Raw genomic sequence first — 15,868 nt, 5'->3', positions numbered from 1 at the left:
CCATGACCGAGGTGTCGCCCACGACCGGACCACCTGCCCGTACCGCGACACGCGGACAGGTGCTGGCCTGGGCGATGTGGGATTTCGGGGCGACGGCGATCAATGCGATCGTGATCACGTTCGTCTTCACCGTGTACCTCACCGCCACGGTCGGCGACGACCTGCCTGGCGACACCAGCCCGGCGAGCTGGCTGGGCCGTGCCCTGGCGCTGGCGGGCCTGGTGGTGGCGCTCCTCGCACCGGTGACCGGGGTCTGGGTCAACGCGCCTGCCCGGCGCCGCCGCGCGCTGGCGCTGCTGACGGGGTTGGTCGTGCTGCTGACCGCGTCGATGAGCCTGATCCGCGACGACCACCGGTACCTGTGGCCCGGTCTGGTGCTGCTTGCGTGCACCGCGGCCTGCAGCGAGCTGGCGACCGTGCCCTACAACGCGATGCTGCGCGAGCTGTCGACCCCGGCGACATCCGGGCGGATCTCTGGAATCGGTTTGGCGCTGGGGTATTTCGGCAGTGTGCTGGCCCTGCTGGTGGTGTACCTCGGATTCATCGCAGGTGACGGGGACACCCGCGGCCTGCTGGGACTGCCTGTCGACGACGGACAGAACGTGCGGGCGGCCATGCTGCTGGTCGCCGCGTGGTTCGCGCTGTTCGCGCTTCCGCTGCTGATCTCGGTGCCGCGTGCCCCGGCGCACGACCCGGCTGAGCGGGTGGGGTTCGCCGGCGCCTACCGCCGTCTGTGGACCGAGGTGCGCGGCGAATGGCGACGCGACCGGAACTTCGTCTACTACCTCGGCGCGAGTGCAGTGTTCCGCGACGGGCTCACCGGGATCTTCACCTTCGGCGCGGTGCTCGGGGTGACCGTCTACGGGGTCTCGCAGGCCGACGTGCTGTTGTTCGGTGTCGCTGCCTGCGTGGTGGCGGCCCTCGGCGCGGTGGTCGGCGGCCGGGTCGACGACCAGGTGGGCTCCAAGCCCGTCATCGTGGGGTCTTTGACCGCGATGATCGTCGTGGGCGTGGTGATGATGACGCAGTCGGGCGCGGCGGCCTTCTGGGCGTGCGGTCTGCTGCTGTGCCTGTTCATCGGCCCGACGCTGTCCTCGGCCAGGACCCTGATGCTGCGGCTGTGCGCCCCCGGCAAGGAAGGCGTGACGTTCGGGCTGTACACGATGGCCGGTCGTGCCGCGACGTTCCTGGCGCCGTGGCTGTTCTCGGTGTTCATCGACGTCTTCGACAGCCAGCGGGCGGGCATGGGCGGTCTGCTCGTGGTGCTGGTGCTCGGCCTGCTGCTCTTCCTGCCGGTACGCGCCCCGGGGCGTCCGCCGATCGGTTAGCGCCGGGGAGTGCAGATGGTCAGGCCGGCGCCGGTGCGCTGATCCAGTTGCGCGCCGTCGACAGTGATCGAGCAGGTCACCTCGCGGCCGACGTTGATGATGCTGATGCTCGCCGACTCCTCCGCGGGCTGGGGGAGGGCGACCTCTTTACTCCACGGCAGCATCACGTTGAACTCGGTCTGCAGCAGCCCACCGGTGTCGACATAGGTGATGTTGATGGCCCGTCCGCTTCCCTCGACCGTGTAGACGACGGCGTCGGTGGCGCCCGGCACCGTCGGCGCCGTGGGTGACGTGGACGGCCCAGTCGGGGCGGGCAGCACCGGCGTGGTCGTCCGGGTGGTCGGCGTGCGCGACGTCGTCGTGGGGGGTCTGGGTGGTGAACGACGGCTCCGGGGCCGCAGGCAGCGGCGCCACCACCGTCTGTTGCTGCGAGCTTTTGACGATCACCAGCGCGATCACCAGCCCGATGACCATGAGCACCGCCACACCCGCGACTACCCAGAGCCACCGCGGCGGCTTCGGGTCCTTCGGGGGCTGCTCGTCACCCGGACCGGGCGGTGGCTGTGGCGGATACTGCCCCGTCGCGTACGGGTCGTATCCGTACGGCGAGTAGACCGGGAGGCGTTCGGTGGGCTGCGGCGCCGAGGGCGGCTGATAGGGCTGGCCGTACGGCGTCTGGCTGGCGTATGCGGGGTCGGAGTAGCCCGGGTGGCCGGGGTAGCCGGGATTACCGGACTGCTCACGTCCGCCCCAGCCAGACTGCTCCTCACGTCCGCCCCAGCCAGATCGCTCCTCACGTCCGCCCCAGCCAGACTGCTCCTCACGTCCGCGGCCCCACGGTGACTCCGTCATGACCACCTCATGGCTGCAGGGTACCTGTGCGAGCGCTCAGTGCGTCCCGGCACCGGCCCGTACCCCATGGCCGCCGCTGACCGTGCACAATCGGGAACCGTGGCAGAACAGGTACGCCGGATCTACGGCGCGTCGATGTCTCCTGACGCCACCGCGTTCGCCCATCTGGTCGACGACCGCGGATACCCCAGGGCGGTGCAGCGGTTCCTGCTCGGGTGGCGGGCGAGCTCGTCGCGCGATGTCGAGCTGCCCGTCGTCGGCCCGGTCACGCGTGTCATGCACTCGGCCGACGGCCACTGGCTGGCGTGCCAGGTCGCGCCCGAGGGCGGCACCCGAAGTCAGATCTGGGTCGTCACAACCGATCCCGACGACCGCGCTGCGCGCAGGATCGACAGCTGGCCGTCCGGGGTGGAAGGCACCGCGGAGCTCATCGGTTGGGACGGCTCCCAGGTGGCGGCGATCCTCACCGGCGAGGACGGAGTGGGCAGCTCGTGTCTGCTCGACCCGGAAGGCGGCCCGGTCACGGTGCTCGACCGGCGTTCGGGCGGCCGGCTCGTCGACTCCTGGTGCGGGGCGTCGCTGGTGCGGGTGGGTCCACGGGGTTACCGCGACCTGATCATGCTGCGCGGACTCACCGAGACCGCGCTGCTGCCATACGATCCGGGCTCGACCACCGACACCGGTGTCATCCTCGACGACCACAGTCCGCGTCGGTTGCGGTCCGGCCCCGAGGGCGAGATCACCGAGCTCTACCATCCGGCCAAGGAGTACGGGCTCAACAGCACCGAAGGATATGTGCGGGCGCTGATCCGCAGTGAGAACGGCGCCCAGCACGCGCGTCTGCTCGAGGTGACCGTGACCGCGGACGGCGTCTCCTATCACGTGTTGGCCGAGCGGCCGGGCTACGAACTCGACGAGTTCACCGTCAGCGACGACCTGTCGACGGTGGCGATGTTGTGGAATCTGCACGGCGCCAGCGAATTACAGATCCTGGAGTACGCGGACGAGACCCTCAAGGAACCGATTCCGCTGCCGGGCATGGTGGCCAGCGAGTTGAGCATCAGCGCGGGCGGGTCGATGCTGGCGGTGACGGTTGAGGGTCCGTCGAATCCACCGACGGTCGAGCTGGTCGATCCGCGCACCGGTGAGTGGCAGCTGGTGGACCGCGAACCCAGCAGCGGCCCGGTGTCGGCCGACCCCACGCTGGAGACGATCATCGCCCGCGACGGCCTGGCGTTCAGCGGGTGGTTGTTCCGGCCCCCCGAGGGCGTGGAGACGATCGGCGCGATGCTGTTCCTGCACGGCGGCCCCGAGGGGCAGGGCAGGCCCGGCTACAACGAGTTCTTCCCGGCGCTGCTGGACGAGGGCATCTGTGTCTTCCTCCCCAACGTGCGCGGCTCCGGCGGATTCGGCCGGTCCTTCATGCACGCCGACGACCGCGAGCGCCGGTTCGCCGCGATCGACGACGTCGCCGACGCCGCGCGCTTCCTGGTGGGCAACGGCCACGCGCCCGAGGGCCGGGTGGCGTGCTGCGGTTGGTCCTACGGCGGCTACCTGACCCAGGCGGCGTTGGCGTTCCACCCCGACGAGTTCGCCGCGGGGATCAGCATCTGCGGCATGAGCGACCTCAACACGTGGTATCGCAGCACTGAGCAGTGGATCGCCGCGGCCGCCTACCCGAAGTACGGCCACCCGGTCAGCGATCAGGATCTACTCGACCGGCTGTCCCCGTTGCCGCGCGCCCACAAGGTCACCGCACCGCTGCTTCTCGTGCACGGGCTCAACGACACCAACGTGCCGCCTGCGGAGTCACGGCAGATGTACGACGCGCTGACCGAGCTGGGCCGCCCGGTGCAACTGCTGACCTTCGACGACGACGGCCACGAGATCGACAAACGCGAGAACCGCGCCGTGCTGCGAAAAGCAATGGTTGAGTGGCTGTGCGACGCTTTCGCCGAATGACCTGACGCCGCGAGGTTTGCCGCAATTTTCTTCGGGGTAAAACTCTGCTGCGCGCCACAAGGTCGCGCAGACGGAGGAGGCATGGCATGCGAGGCGCTCTCGGCGTCATTGTGCTCGTCTGGTTGTTGATCGGCGTGTTCGCTGCCTATCAACGCGATTACTTCACCGGTGGCGAAACCAATTGCGCCACAGCTGGAAGCATCGCGCTGACAGTCGTGGCGGGCCCGTTGAACTACGCGGGCGTGAATCCGAAGGTGACGGATTGCAACGTTCCGCAACCCAGTCAGTGACATCACTGACGCAGGAAACTGAATAACACCACCAAAAGGAAGAGAGTGACCATGATCGTCCTGGGCGCGATTATGCTGATCCTGGGTCTTATTTTCGGTATCTCGATCCTCACCTACATCGGTGTGGTCTTGCTCGTGATCGGCGCCGTGTTCTGGGTGCTCGGCTCCGTCGGCCGGCCCGTCGGTGGCAGAAAAGTCTGGTATTAGCCCCCTGCGGGGGGTTTCACCCTAAGACCGTAGTTCGGCCGAGGTCAGCGCCGCGATCGTCATCGCTTTGAGGACGGTACGCGGGCCGGCCTCGGCCGAACTCGTGAGACCGGGTTTGACGCCGTGCGGCGTCGAGTTCAGCAGGCCGAACGCCGCGTGCGCCATCAACCGGGCGTCGGCCTCGGACAGTTGCGGGGTGCGGCGGCGCAACACCTCGACCCATATCTCGACATACTCGCGCTGCTTACGCCTGACCTGCCGCTTGGCGGCCGCCGGGAGGCTGCCCAGGTCGCGATCCTGTATCCGGATGAGATCTGGTTCGCCGAACGCGAAGTCGAGATGGAAGTCCACCAGGTTCTCCAGCGCGGTGTCGGCGTCACCGGCTTCGGTGGCCACCTGGGTGGCCCCGGCCAGCAGCCGGGTGCTGATGCCCACCAACAGCTCCACCAGTAGCGCTTCCTTGTTGGGGAAGTGCCGGTAGATCGCGGGCCCGCTGACCCCGGCGGCCGCCCCGATGTCCTCCAGTCGCACCGCGAGATAGCCGTGCTCGGCGAACAGCCGCTCCGCGGCGGCGACCAGCTGACTGCGCCGATCGGATTTGGCCCGGCTGCGCGGAGAGGACGCGTCGGTGGACGTCATTGGTGACACCTCCCGCCGGTGCTGGACATCGTCAGTTAATGGTGATTAACATATCATCCGGTTAGTCGTCATTAACTATAAGGCGGTTCAGCGATGGCAGCGCGGACATCTCACCGGGACAGCCATGTCGCGCTGGTCGACCAGCTGCGCGGCAAGCTCGCCGTGGCGGCGCTCGGCGGGCCCGAACGCGCACGCGAGCGCCACGTCAGCCGTGGAAAGCTCCTGCCGCGCGACCGCGTCGACGGACTGCTCGATCCGGGCAGCCCGTTCCTGGAACTGGCGGCACTGGCCGCCGACGGCATGTACGACGACGAGTGCCCCGGTGCGGGCATGATCGCGGGGATCGGGCGGGTCTCCGGACGCGAATGCATGATCGTGGCCAACGACGCCACGGTCAAGGGCGGTACCTACTACCCGGTCACCGTCAAGAAGCACCTGCGTGCTCAGGAGATCGCACTACAGAACCGGCTGCCGTGCATCTATTTGGTCGACTCCGGCGGTGCGTTCCTGCCGCGCCAGGACGAGGTGTTCCCCGACCGTGAACACTTCGGCCGCATCTTCTACAACCAGGCGACCATGAGCGCCAACGGAATAGCGCAGATCGCCGCGGTCCTCGGTTCGTGCACCGCCGGCGGCGCCTACGTTCCCGCGATGAGCGACGAGGCCGTGATCGTGCGCAATCAGGGCACCATCTTCCTCGGTGGGCCGCCGCTGGTGAAGGCCGCCACCGGCGAGGTCGTGACCGCCGAAGAGCTCGGCGGCGGAGACCTGCACTCCAAGGTCTCCGGGGTGACCGACCATCTGGCCCACGACGACCGCGACGCGCTGCGCATCGTGCGCACCATCGTCGGCACTCTGGCCCCGAAGGCGCCCGCCCCGTGGGAGATCACGCCGACGGTGGCGCCGGTGGCCGATCAGACCGAGCTCTACGACGTTGTCCCGGTCGACTCCCGGGTGCCCTACGACGTGCACGAGGTGATCACCCGCATCGTCGACGGCGGTGAGTTCGCCGAGTTCAAGGCCGACTACGGCACCACGCTGGTCACCGGGTTCGCACGGATCCACGGCCACCCCGTCGGCATCGTCGCCAACAACGGCGTGCTGTTCGGGGAGTCCGCGGTCAAGGGGGCGCACTTCATCGAGCTGTGCGACAAGCGGGTGGTCCCGTTGTTGTTCCTGCAGAACATCTCCGGGTTCATGGTCGGTCGCGACTACGAGGCGGGCGGCATCGCCAAGCACGGCGCCAAGATGGTCACCGCGGTGGCCTGCGCGCGGGTGCCGAAGCTGACGGTGGTGATCGGGGGCTCGTACGGCGCCGGGAACTACTCGATGTGCGGGCGCGCCTACTCGCCGCGCTTCCTCTGGATGTGGCCCAACGCCCGCATCTCGGTGATGGGGGGCGAGCAGGCCGCCTCGGTGCTGGCCACCGTCCGCGGGGACATGACGCCCGAGGAGGAAGAGGCGTTCAAGGCGCCGATCCGCGCCCAGTACGAGGACCAGGGCAACCCCTACTACTCGACCGCGCGACTCTGGGACGACGGCGTCATCGACCCCGCGGATACCAGAACCGTTGTCGGATTGGCACTTTCGGTGACCGCCCAGGCGCCCCTGGAGCCGGTGTCCTACGGCGTCTTCAGGATGTGAGCCCCATGACCGACAACCTCTTCGACACCGTCCTGGTCGCCAACCGCGGCGAGATCGCGGTACGGGTGATCCGCACGTTACGCGCCATGGGGATTCGTTCGGTTGCCGTGTTCAGCGACGCCGATGCCGGCGCCCGCCATGTCGCCGAGGCTGACGTGGCTGTGCGCATCGGGCCCGCACCGGCCCGTCAGAGTTACCTGTCGATCGACGCGTTGCTCGACGCCGCTCGCCGCACAGGCGCTCAGGCAGTGCACCCCGGGTACGGATTCCTCTCGGAGAACGCGCAATTCGCCGACGCGCTGGGCGCCGCCGGGATCGTGTTCATCGGTCCGCCGGTGTCCGCGATCCAGACGATGGGCGACAAGATCTCGGCGAAGGCGGCCGTCTCGGCCTTCGGCGTACCTGTGGTTCCCGGTGTGTCCCGTCCCGGACTCACCGACGACGACCTGATCTCCGGTGCGGCCGAGGTGGGCTTCCCGGTGCTGGTCAAACCCTCCGCCGGGGGCGGCGGCAAGGGCATGCGCGTCGTGCACGACGCGGCCGAGCTGCCTGCCGCACTGGCCAGCGCGCGCCGCGAAGCCGCCTCGGCATTCGGCGACGACACCCTGTTCCTGGAACGGTTCGTGCTCAACCCGCGGCACATCGAGGTGCAGGTGCTTGCCGACACCCACGGCAACGTGGTCCACCTCGGTGAGCGCGAGTGCAGCCTGCAGCGCAGGCACCAGAAGGTCATCGAGGAGGCCCCGTCACCGCTGCTGGACCCGCAGACCCGGGCCCGCATCGGCGCCGCCGCCTGCGACACCGCGCGCAGCGTGGACTACGCCGGGGCCGGCACGGTCGAGTTCATCGTCTCCGCCGACCGACCCGACGAGTTCTTCTTCATGGAGATGAACACCCGGCTGCAGGTGGAACACCCGGTCACCGAGATGGTCACCGGCCTGGACCTGGTCGCGTTGCAGGTGCGTGTCGCCGCGGGGGAGAAGCTGCCGGTCGTCCAGGACGACATCCGACTCGACGGTCACGCCATCGAGGCCCGCGTGTACGCCGAGGACCCGGCCCGCGGCTTCCTGCCCACCGGCGGTGACGTCATCGGGCTGCGTGAACCGTCCGGCCCCGGTGTGCGGGTCGATTCCGGCATCACCCGCGGCACCGTCGTCGGCAGCGATTACGACCCGATGCTGGCCAAGGTGATCACCCACGCCGACGACCGCGCGGGCGCGTTGCGCGCTCTCGACAAGGCGCTCGCCGACACCGCGGTGCTGGGGCTGACCACCAACGTCGAGTTCTTGCGCTTCCTGCTCGCCGACCCCGACGTGATCGCGGGAGATCTCGACACCGGACTCCTGGACCGGCGGCTGCCCGATTTCATGGCCGCAACGGCCACCGACGACGAGCTGATCGCCGCGGCTGCCTACCGCTGGCTGCGGTCGTGGCCGGCGGCGCCGTCCAGTCCGTGGGAGGTGCCCTCGGGGTGGCGGATCGCCGGCCGCGCCCCGACGCCGGTCCGGCTGCGCGCCGGGGAGCGGACCGACCACGTCTGGCTCACCGGCACCCCCGACGACGCGACGGCCACCGTGGAGGGCGGTGACAGCCGGACCCTGAGCGCCGCGGTGACCGGGGACCGGTTGGTGGTCACCGTCGACGGGGTGCGCACCGAGTACCTGGCCGCGGGTACGGGCGGACAGATCTGGCTGGCCCGCGCAGGCCGGGTGCAGATGGTCGAAGAGGTGCGGGAAGCGCCGGTGCGGGCGGACGATGTGCACAGCGGCGACGCCGAACTCACCAGCCCGATGCCGGGGGCCGTGGTGGCCGTCGGGGTCGAGGACGGGGCGACGGTGTCGGCGGGCACGGTGGTGGTCACCGTCGAGGCGATGAAGATGGAGCACGCGCTGTCCGCCCCCGTCGACGGGGTGGTCGACCTGCTGGTCGGCGCGGGTGAACAGGTGAAAGTGGGTCAGGTGCTGGCCCGGATAACGGCAATCGAGGAGTCGCAGTCATGACAGATTTCCTGGCCACCGGGACCCTTCCCGACCATTACGAGCAGTTGGCCAAGACCGTGCGGGACTTCGCGCAGAGCGTGGTGGCGCCGGTGGCGGCCAAGCACGACGAGGAGCACTCCTTCCCGTACGAAGTGGTGTCCGGGATGGCCGAGATGGGGCTGTTCGGGCTGCCGTTCCCCGAGGAGTACGGCGGCATGGGCGGCGACTACTTCGCGCTGTGCCTGGCGCTCGAAGAGCTCGGCAAGGTCGACCAGAGCGTGGCGATCACGCTCGAAGCCGGGGTGTCGCTGGGTGCGATGCCGGTCTACCGCTTCGGCAACGAATCCCAGAAGCAGGAGTGGCTGCCGCTGCTGGCCAGTGGAAAAGCCCTGGGCGCGTTCGGCTTGACCGAAGCCGGGGGCGGCAGTGACGCCGGTGCCACGAAGACCACCGCCAAACTCGACGACGGTCACTGGGTGATCAACGGCAGCAAGCAGTTCATCACCAACTCCGGAACCGACATCACCAAACTGGTGACGGTGACCGCGGTGACCGGGGAAAGCGATGGCAAGAAAGAGATCTCGGCGATCCTGGTGCCGGTGCCGACGCCGGGGTTCACCGCCGAACCGGCCTACAACAAGGTCGGCTGGAACGCCTCGGACACCCATCCGCTGAGCTTCGACGACGTGCGGGTGCCGCAGGAGAATCTGCTCGGCGAGCGCGGGCGCGGCTACGCCAATTTCCTGCGCATCCTCGACGAGGGACGCATCGCGATCGCAGCACTGTCGGTCGGTGCCGCCCAGGGATGTGTGGACGAAAGCGTCAAGTACGCCAAGGAACGTCAGGCGTTCGGCCGGGCGATCGGCGCGAACCAGGCGATCGCGTTCAAGATCGCGCGGATGGAGGCCAGGGCGCACGCCGCGCGCGCGGCCTACTACGACGCGGCCGCGCTGATGTTGGCAGGCAAGCCGTTCAAGAAGGCGGCCGCGGTGGCCAAGCTGGTCTCCAGCGAGGCTGCGATGGACAACGCACGCGACGCCACGCAGATCTTCGGTGGCTACGGGTTCATGAACGAGTACCCCGTCGCGCGGCATTACCGCGACAGCAAGATCCTCGAAATCGGCGAGGGCACAACCGAAGTGCAGTTGATGCTGATCGGGCGGGAGCTGGGGCTGTGAGCGGAGCGAACGATCAGGCCCCGAGCGGAGCGAACGATCAGGCCCCGAGTGGAACGAACGATCAGGCCCCGAGTGGAACGAACGATCAGGCCCCGAGTGGCAAGCGGGTGGTCGTCCAGCGTGGGCTGTGGTTCGAGGAGTTCGAGACCGGCGTGCTCTACCAGCACCGCCCGGGCCGCACGATCACCGAGGCCGACAACGTGCTGTTCACCACCCTGACGATGAACACCCAGGCGCTGCACCTGGATGCCGCGTTCTCGGATGCGTTGCCGCCGTTCAACCAGCGTCTGGTCAACTCGATGTTCACGCTCTCGACGCTGGTCGGGTTGTCGGTGGCCCAGCTGACGCAGGGCACCATCGTCGGCAACCTCGGCTTCGGCGAGGTGGCCTTCCCGAAGCCGCTGTTCCACGGCGACACGTTGTACGCCGAGACCGAGGTCGTCGACAAGCGGGAGTCCAAGAGCCGCCCGGGCGAGGGCATCGTGACCTTCGCCCACACCGGACGCAACCAGCACGGCGACGTCGTGGCCACGGCCTCGCGCAAGACGATGGTGCGCAAGCGCCCCGAGGGGGAGTGACGATGGCGCTGACAGCGGGCCCCGCCTGGTTGTTCTGCCCGGCCGACCGGCCGGAACGGTTCGAAAAGGCCGCCGCGGCAGCCGATGTCGTCATCCTCGATCTGGAGGATGGCGTCGCCGCCAAGGACCGCGCGGCCGCCCGCGAGGCGCTGGTGACGACGCAGCTGGATCCGACGCGCACCGTGGTGCGGGTCAACCCGGCCGGCACCGACGACCACGAACTCGACCTGGCGGCGCTGGCCCGCACGCCCTACACCACGGTGATGCTGGCAAAAACCGAAACCCCCGAACAGGTTTCCGCGTTGGCGCCACACGAGGTGATCGTGCTCATCGAGACCCCGCTCGGCGCGCTCAACGTCGTCGATCTGGCTCGGGTGGACAACGCATACGCGCTGATGTGGGGTGCCGAAGACCTTTTCGCGGTGCTGGGCGGGACGGCCAACCGCTACCCCGACGGTTCGTACCGCGAGGTGGCCCGCCATGTGCGCTCTCAGACGCTGCTGGCCGCCAAGGCTTACGGTCGGCTGGCGCTGGACTCGGTGTACCTGGACATCAAGAACCCCGACGGGCTGCGCGGCGAGGTCGACGACGCCGTCGCGGTCGGGTTCGACGTCAAGGTCGCCATCCACCCGTCGCAGGTGGCGGTGATCCGCGCCGGGTACACCCCGACCGACGGCGAGGTCGACTGGGCCCGGCGCGTTCTCGACGCGGCGCGCACGCAGCGCGGGGTGTTCCAGTACGAGGGCCAGATGGTCGACATGCCGGTGCTGCGGCGCGCCGAACGCATCGTGGCGCTGGCCCCCTAGCCCGTCTGGCCGCAACCCGGTTCGGGGCTGACCGGCCGGCCGTTCCAGTTCACCAATGTCCACCCGGTCGCGGGGGTGCCCTCGACGACGACGTGATCGGTGTTGGCCAGCGGGGCGGTGGTGAGCAGGTCGATCTTCTGCTCCGGTGTCAGGGTGTCGATGTTCATCATGGTCCAGAACATGATCGCGGCGCCGTGCGAGAACACGGCGGCGTCGCGGTCTCCGTTGTCCCAGATCGTCTGTAGCGCCGAGTCCATCCTGGCGTCGAACTCGTTCCCGTCGATGGACCCGGGGATGCGCAGGTTGCGCTGATTCTGCAGTGCCCACGCGACCGGGTACTGGCCGTAGCCCTGTGCGGCGGCCCGCTCGGGGGTGTACTCGAACACCCCGGCTTCGATCTCCTGCAGACCGTCGAGGACCTGGACGGGCAGGCCGAGCTTCTCCGACAGGGGTGCCGCAGTCCGTTGCGTCCGCACCATCGTCGAGGCGTAGAGGCTGTCGAAATGCGCGTCGCCCAGCGTGGACGCCACGTTCTGCGCCTGCTGGGTGCCCACCGGGGTCAGGGTCGGTCCCGGTGTCGAGGTGTCGATCAAACCCGACGCGTTGCCGGCCGACTCGGCGTGGCGGATGAACGTCACGCACATCGCGCCGGTCGCCGACGACGGAGCCGCCAGCCCGATCGCCAGCAGTAGCGCCACGGCGCAGGCGGCTGCCGACTTCCTCGTCACCGAGGTGAGCAGACCAGGCCGCGGGCGGGGTGGAGTGGTGGCGTCGGGCATCAGGCGTTTCCTTCTGACGGGCGGGACGCGGCGACGCGCGCCGCGGCGTGTGTGGTCCGGTTCACAGTTCGTCGGCATAATAGGGGTGCCCCAGTGCAACGGCGAGCACAGCACGTCGTCGAACGGGTGCCACACCCAGGCGCCCGGCCGGCAGCCCCACACCAGGGGTCCAGCTCTCCCGCCGCTGCTCTGAGCACCTCAGTCGTCTGACGGCGCGATCCGCCGTCAGTGACCCTAGGAGGCGGTATGGCGGGACGGTCGGCGCTCTCTGAGTTCGGCGAGCCGATTCAACTGGTGGCGCCCGACGGTGCCCCGACCCCCGAGGCCAGGTACCGCAGAGACCTCCCACCCGAGACACTGGCCTGGCTCTACGAGTGCATGGTCCTCACCCGCGAAATCGACACCGAGTTCGTCAACCTGCAACGACAGGGCGAGCTGGCGCTGTTCGCCTCATGTCGCGGGCAGGAAGCCGCCCAGGTCGGCGCCGCGGCGTGCCTGCGCAAGACCGACTGGCTGTTCCCCCAGTACCGCGAGCTCGGCGCGTTCCTGCTGCGCGCGATCGCACCGGCCCAGCTGGGGGCGTTGTGGCGCGGCCGCTGGCACGGTGGCCTCGGCTTCACCGACAAGTGCGTGGCGCCGGTGTCCATCCCGATCGGCACCCACGGCCTGCACGCCGTCGGCGCGGCGATGGCCGCCCGGCAGCTGGGCGAGGACTCGGTGACGGTGGCGTTCCTGGGCGACGGCGCAACCTCGGAGGGCGACGCCCACGAGGCGCTGAACCTTGCCGCGGTGTTCCGGGCGCCCTGCGTCTTCTTCGTGCAGAACAACCAGTGGGCCATATCCGTGCCGGTCGAGCGGCAACATGCGGGCCCCACACTGGCGCATCGGGCCATCGGGTACGGCATGCCCGGGGTGCGGGTCGACGGCAACGACGTGCTGGCCTGCTATGCGGTGATGGAACAGGCCGCCGCCCGGGCGCGCGAGGGTGGCGGGCCCACGTTCATCGAGGCGGTGACCTACCGGATGGGCCCGCACACCACCTCCGACGACCCGACGAGGTACCGGCCGGCCGAAGACGTGGAACGTTGGCGCGCTAGGGATCCGATCACCCGGTACCGCACCTACCTGCAGCGCGGCGAGGTGTGGACACAGCGCCTGGAGGAGCGGATCGCGCACCGCGCGCAGCGAATGCGGTCCGAGCTGCGCGATGCGGTGATCAACGAACCCGATATCGACATCGTCGAGGTGTTCGACACCGTCTATCACGACATCACCCCCGATCTGGCGCGGCAGCGCGACGAGCTGCTGGCCGAGCTGGCGAAGGAGTCCTGAGATGACGCAACTGATCGAGCGGCCCCTGGGTTTCGACGACGACGACGTGCCCGAGCCGGATGCGCAGCGGATCGCGCCGATGTCCATGGCGCAGGCCGTCAACCGCGCGCTGCACGACGCGATGCGTGCCGACGCGCGGGTGCTGGTCTTCGGTGAGGACGTCGCCACCCTCGGCGGTGTCTTCCGGGTCACCGAGGGCCTGACCGAGACCTTCGGCGCGCAAAGATGTTTCGACACCCCGCTGGCCGAGTCGGCGATCATCGGCATCGCGGTCGGCATGGCGATCCGCGGTTTGGTCCCGGTACCGGAGATCCAGTTCGACGGTTTCGCCGCCCCGGCGTTCGACCAGATGGTCAGCCACCTGGCGAAGTACCGCATGCGGACCCGCGGTGAGATCGACATGCCGGTGACGGTGCGCATCCCGTCGTTCGGCGGAATCGGTGCGGTGGAACACCATTCGGAGTCGACCGAGACGCACTGGCTGCATACGGCGGGCTTGAAGGTGGTGGTCCCGTCGACACCGACCGACGCGTACTGGCTGCTGCGGTACGCCATCGCAAGTCGCGACCCGGTGATCTATCTGGAGCCCAAGCGCCGCTACTGGGCCAAAGATGTGGTGGATACCGGCAATCCGGCGCCGCCGATCGGGCGTGCCGAGGTCAGGCGCCGCGGCGACGACGTCACCGTGATCACCTACGGACCGCTGGTGGCCACGGCGCTGAACGCCGCCGACATGTGTCCGTCGAGTCTGGAAGTCGTCGACCTGCGTTCGTTGAACCCGCTGGACTTCGACACCGTTGCCGCGTCGGTCCGCAGGACCGGCCGAGCGGTCGTGATGCACGAGGGTTCACGCACGCTGGGATTCGGCGCGGAGCTGGCGGCGCGGATTCAGGAGGAGTGCTTCTACGACCTGGAGGCGCCGGTGCTTCGCGCCACCGGATTCGACACGCCGTATCCACCGGCGCGGCTGGAGAAGCTGTGGCTGCCCGGGGTGGATCGGCTGCTCGACTGCGTCGACAACGCGATGAGCCGGCCATGAGCGCCGTGCAGGATTTCCTGGTCCCCGACCTCGGTGAAGGCCTGGAAGAGGCCACGATCACGCAGTGGGACGTCGCCGTCGGTGACGAGGTCGAGCTCAACCAGCCGTTGTGCACCGTGGAGACCAACAAGGCGCAGGTGGAGATTCCCAGCCCGTATGCCGGTCGCATCACCGAACTCGGTGGCGCAGAAGGCCAGACGCTGCCCGTCGGCTCGGTGCTGGTGCGCATCCGGACAGACAGTGCGGTGAGCGACCCGCCGTCGTCGACGTCGACGGGCCCGCCGCGCACGCCGGTGCTGGTCGGCTACGGTGCCGACGACACGATGGACGGCAGCCGGCGCCGGGCCAGGGCCAAACCCCCGGTGCGCAAACTGGCCGCCGAGCACCGGGTGGACCTGACGCGGATCGAGGGCTCGGGACCCGAGGGCATCGTGACCCGCGGCGACGTCCTCGCCGCGGTCGACGCCCCGCGGCAGGAGCCCGTCGCGGTCACCGGCGTGCGGCTGGAGATGGCACGGCGAATGGCGTTGTCGCGTAGGGAGATTCCTGACGCGACCGCTTCCGTCGGGGTCGACGGGACCGGGCTGCTGCGGCTTCGCGACCGGCTCGCCGAAGCGGGCGCCGATACCGTCACGCCGTTCGTGCTCGTGCTTCGCCTGCTGGTCGTCGCGCTGCGGCGCCACCCGGTGCTGAACTCGACCTGGATGGACACCGTCGAGGGTCCGCGTGTCCACGTCCACGACGCGGTCCATCTCGGCGTCGGTGTGGCCGCGCCACGAGGCCTGCTGGTGCCGGTCGTCGTCGATGCACAGAACCGGACCACCCGCCAACTCGCCGTCGAGGTCGACAGGCTGATCGCCGCCGCGCGGAACGGCACCGTCAAACCCGGTGAGCTGCAAGGGTCGACGTTCACCGTGTCGAACTTCGGGGCGCTCGGACTCGACGACGGGATTCCCGTCATCAACCATCCCGAGGCGGCGATCCTCGGCATGGGCGCACTGAAGCCGCGCGCGGTGGTGGTCGACGGTGCAGTGGTGGCTCGCCCCACCATGACGCTGACGTGCGCGTTCGACCACCGGATCGCCGACGGCGCGCAGGCGGCGGCGTTCCTCGGCGAACTGCGGTCGCTCATCGAGGCGCCGGAGCTGGCGCTGCTGGACCTGTGAGCTACCTGCGTTTGGCCGCGGCCAGGCGGGCCGCGAACTCGGGCGACTCGATCGAGCGGGCCTGCGGGACGATCTCGATGTCGACCGCG

14 protein-coding genes and 2 pseudogenes are annotated in these 15,868 nt (G+C 69.1%); 12 read left to right on the top strand and 4 right to left on the bottom strand.

Annotated elements, in window-relative coordinates:
• Nucleotides 1-2: 2 nt before the first annotated feature.
• Nucleotides 3-1,328 carry an MFS transporter gene (locus MVA01S_RS08835; protein ID WP_003928314.1) on the top strand — a complete coding sequence of 442 codons (1,326 nt, stop codon included), beginning with the start codon at nt 3-5 and terminating at the stop codon, nt 1,326-1,328.
• Here MVA01S_RS08835 and MVA01S_RS08830 read toward each other — a convergent pair.
• Nucleotides 1,325-2,180, bottom strand: a pseudogene (locus MVA01S_RS08830) (MmpS family transport accessory protein). The gene MVA01S_RS08835 and the pseudogene MVA01S_RS08830 sit on opposite strands and share 4 nt — an antisense overlap.
• Nucleotides 2,181-2,315: 135 nt before the next feature.
• Between MVA01S_RS08830 and MVA01S_RS08825 the strand changes: the two are divergent.
• From MVA01S_RS08825 to MVA01S_RS30785, 3 genes are all read left to right on the top strand, one after another.
• Entirely contained in the window at nt 2,316-4,142 is a 1,827-nt protein-coding gene (locus MVA01S_RS08825; protein WP_110765553.1) for an alpha/beta hydrolase family protein, read from the top strand.
• Between the two features lie 86 nt (nt 4,143-4,228).
• Complete coding sequence (locus MVA01S_RS08820; protein WP_003928317.1) at nt 4,229-4,432, top strand: hypothetical protein; 204 nt, start codon at nt 4,229-4,231, stop codon at nt 4,430-4,432.
• A 45-nt stretch (nt 4,433-4,477) separates the two neighbouring features.
• Nucleotides 4,478-4,639, top strand: a complete 162-nt coding sequence (locus MVA01S_RS30785) for a hypothetical protein (RefSeq protein WP_169801749.1) — start codon at nt 4,478-4,480, stop codon at nt 4,637-4,639.
• 21 nt (nt 4,640-4,660) lie between these two features.
• On the opposite strand, the gene MVA01S_RS08815 is transcribed toward MVA01S_RS30785, so the two are convergent.
• Nucleotides 4,661-5,278, bottom strand: coding sequence for an SACE_7040 family transcriptional regulator (locus MVA01S_RS08815; RefSeq protein WP_003928319.1), 618 nt, complete (start codon nt 5,276-5,278; stop codon nt 4,661-4,663).
• 93 nt (nt 5,279-5,371) lie between these two features.
• On the opposite strand from MVA01S_RS08815, the gene MVA01S_RS08810 reads away from it, so the two are divergent.
• The 5 genes from MVA01S_RS08810 (at nt 5,372) to MVA01S_RS08790 (ending at nt 11,463) form a co-directional block, all read left to right on the top strand.
• A complete protein-coding gene (locus tag MVA01S_RS08810; protein WP_003928320.1) occupies nt 5,372-6,922 on the top strand; it encodes a carboxyl transferase domain-containing protein in 1,551 nt (516 codons plus the stop codon).
• A gap of 5 nt (nt 6,923-6,927) precedes the next feature.
• Nucleotides 6,928-8,922 (top strand): acetyl-CoA carboxylase biotin carboxylase subunit, encoded by a 1,995-nt coding sequence (locus MVA01S_RS08805; RefSeq protein ID WP_003928321.1) that lies wholly within the window; start codon nt 6,928-6,930, stop codon nt 8,920-8,922.
• On the top strand, nt 8,919-10,079 hold the full coding sequence (locus MVA01S_RS08800) for an acyl-CoA dehydrogenase family protein (protein WP_003928322.1): 1,161 nt from the start codon (nt 8,919-8,921) through the stop codon (nt 10,077-10,079). Before MVA01S_RS08805 ends, MVA01S_RS08800 begins: the two co-directional genes overlap by 4 nt.
• Before the next feature lie 107 nt (nt 10,080-10,186).
• Complete coding sequence (locus MVA01S_RS08795) at nt 10,187-10,657, top strand: MaoC family dehydratase (protein WP_003928323.1); 471 nt, start codon at nt 10,187-10,189, stop codon at nt 10,655-10,657.
• Between the two features lie 2 nt (nt 10,658-10,659).
• Nucleotides 10,660-11,463, top strand: coding sequence for an HpcH/HpaI aldolase/citrate lyase family protein (locus MVA01S_RS08790; protein ID WP_040539709.1), 804 nt, complete (start codon nt 10,660-10,662; stop codon nt 11,461-11,463).
• On the opposite strand, the gene MVA01S_RS08785 is transcribed toward MVA01S_RS08790, so the two are convergent.
• Nucleotides 11,460-12,242 (bottom strand): histidine phosphatase family protein, encoded by a 783-nt coding sequence (locus tag MVA01S_RS08785; protein WP_051015186.1) that lies wholly within the window; start codon nt 12,240-12,242, stop codon nt 11,460-11,462. The genes MVA01S_RS08790 and MVA01S_RS08785 overlap by 4 nt on opposite strands.
• A gap of 246 nt (nt 12,243-12,488) precedes the next feature.
• On the opposite strand from MVA01S_RS08785, the gene pdhA reads away from it, so the two are divergent.
• From pdhA to MVA01S_RS08770, 3 genes are read left to right on the top strand one after another with little or no spacing between them, the layout of a single operon-like run.
• Nucleotides 12,489-13,574 carry a pyruvate dehydrogenase (acetyl-transferring) E1 component subunit alpha gene (gene pdhA, locus MVA01S_RS08780; RefSeq protein WP_003928326.1) on the top strand — a complete coding sequence of 362 codons (1,086 nt, stop codon included), beginning with the start codon at nt 12,489-12,491 and terminating at the stop codon, nt 13,572-13,574.
• A gap of 1 nt (nt 13,575) precedes the next feature.
• Nucleotides 13,576-14,613 carry an alpha-ketoacid dehydrogenase subunit beta gene (locus MVA01S_RS08775; RefSeq protein ID WP_003928327.1) on the top strand — a complete coding sequence of 346 codons (1,038 nt, stop codon included), beginning with the start codon at nt 13,576-13,578 and terminating at the stop codon, nt 14,611-14,613.
• Nucleotides 14,610-15,779, top strand: a complete 1,170-nt coding sequence (locus MVA01S_RS08770; protein WP_003928328.1) for a dihydrolipoamide acetyltransferase family protein — start codon at nt 14,610-14,612, stop codon at nt 15,777-15,779. The genes MVA01S_RS08775 and MVA01S_RS08770 overlap by 4 nt, the downstream gene beginning before the upstream one ends.
• 1 nt (nt 15,780) lies before the next feature.
• On the opposite strand, the pseudogene MVA01S_RS31930 reads toward MVA01S_RS08770, so the two are convergent.
• Nucleotides 15,781-15,868: pseudogene (locus tag MVA01S_RS31930) on the bottom strand (enoyl-CoA hydratase); the annotation flags it as partial.

This window comes from Mycolicibacterium vaccae NBRC 14118 = CIP 105934 (genome assembly GCF_001552715.1).
GTDB classification, from domain to species: Bacteria; Actinomycetota; Actinomycetes; order Mycobacteriales; family Mycobacteriaceae; genus Mycobacterium; species Mycobacterium vaccae.
This window is presented reverse-complemented; position numbering and strand designations above follow the sequence as displayed.

What these genes read in the sequence shown, in the direction of transcription:
- MVA01S_RS08810 (WP_003928320.1), top strand. Translation starts at nt 5,372, where the DNA reads ATGGCAGCGCGGACATCTCACCGGGACAGCCATGTCGCGCTGGTCGAC.
- MVA01S_RS08805 (WP_003928321.1), top strand. Translation starts at nt 6,928, where the DNA reads ATGACCGACAACCTCTTCGACACCGTCCTGGTCGCCAACCGCGGCGAG.
- MVA01S_RS08800 (WP_003928322.1), top strand. Translation starts at nt 8,919, where the DNA reads ATGACAGATTTCCTGGCCACCGGGACCCTTCCCGACCATTACGAGCAG.
- MVA01S_RS08825 (WP_110765553.1), top strand. Translation starts at nt 2,316, where the DNA reads ATGTCTCCTGACGCCACCGCGTTCGCCCATCTGGTCGACGACCGCGGA.
- MVA01S_RS08835 (WP_003928314.1), top strand. Translation starts at nt 3, where the DNA reads ATGACCGAGGTGTCGCCCACGACCGGACCACCTGCCCGTACCGCGACA.
- MVA01S_RS08820 (WP_003928317.1), top strand. Translation starts at nt 4,229, where the DNA reads ATGCGAGGCGCTCTCGGCGTCATTGTGCTCGTCTGGTTGTTGATCGGC.
- MVA01S_RS08815 (WP_003928319.1), bottom strand. Translation starts at nt 5,278, where the DNA reads ATGACGTCCACCGACGCGTCCTCTCCGCGCAGCCGGGCCAAATCCGAT.
- MVA01S_RS08770 (WP_003928328.1), top strand. Translation starts at nt 14,610, where the DNA reads ATGAGCGCCGTGCAGGATTTCCTGGTCCCCGACCTCGGTGAAGGCCTG.
- MVA01S_RS08775 (WP_003928327.1), top strand. Translation starts at nt 13,576, where the DNA reads ATGACGCAACTGATCGAGCGGCCCCTGGGTTTCGACGACGACGACGTG.
- MVA01S_RS08790 (WP_040539709.1), top strand. Translation starts at nt 10,660, where the DNA reads ATGGCGCTGACAGCGGGCCCCGCCTGGTTGTTCTGCCCGGCCGACCGG.
- MVA01S_RS08785 (WP_051015186.1), bottom strand. Translation starts at nt 12,242, where the DNA reads ATGCCCGACGCCACCACTCCACCCCGCCCGCGGCCTGGTCTGCTCACC.
- pdhA (WP_003928326.1), top strand. Translation starts at nt 12,489, where the DNA reads ATGGCGGGACGGTCGGCGCTCTCTGAGTTCGGCGAGCCGATTCAACTG.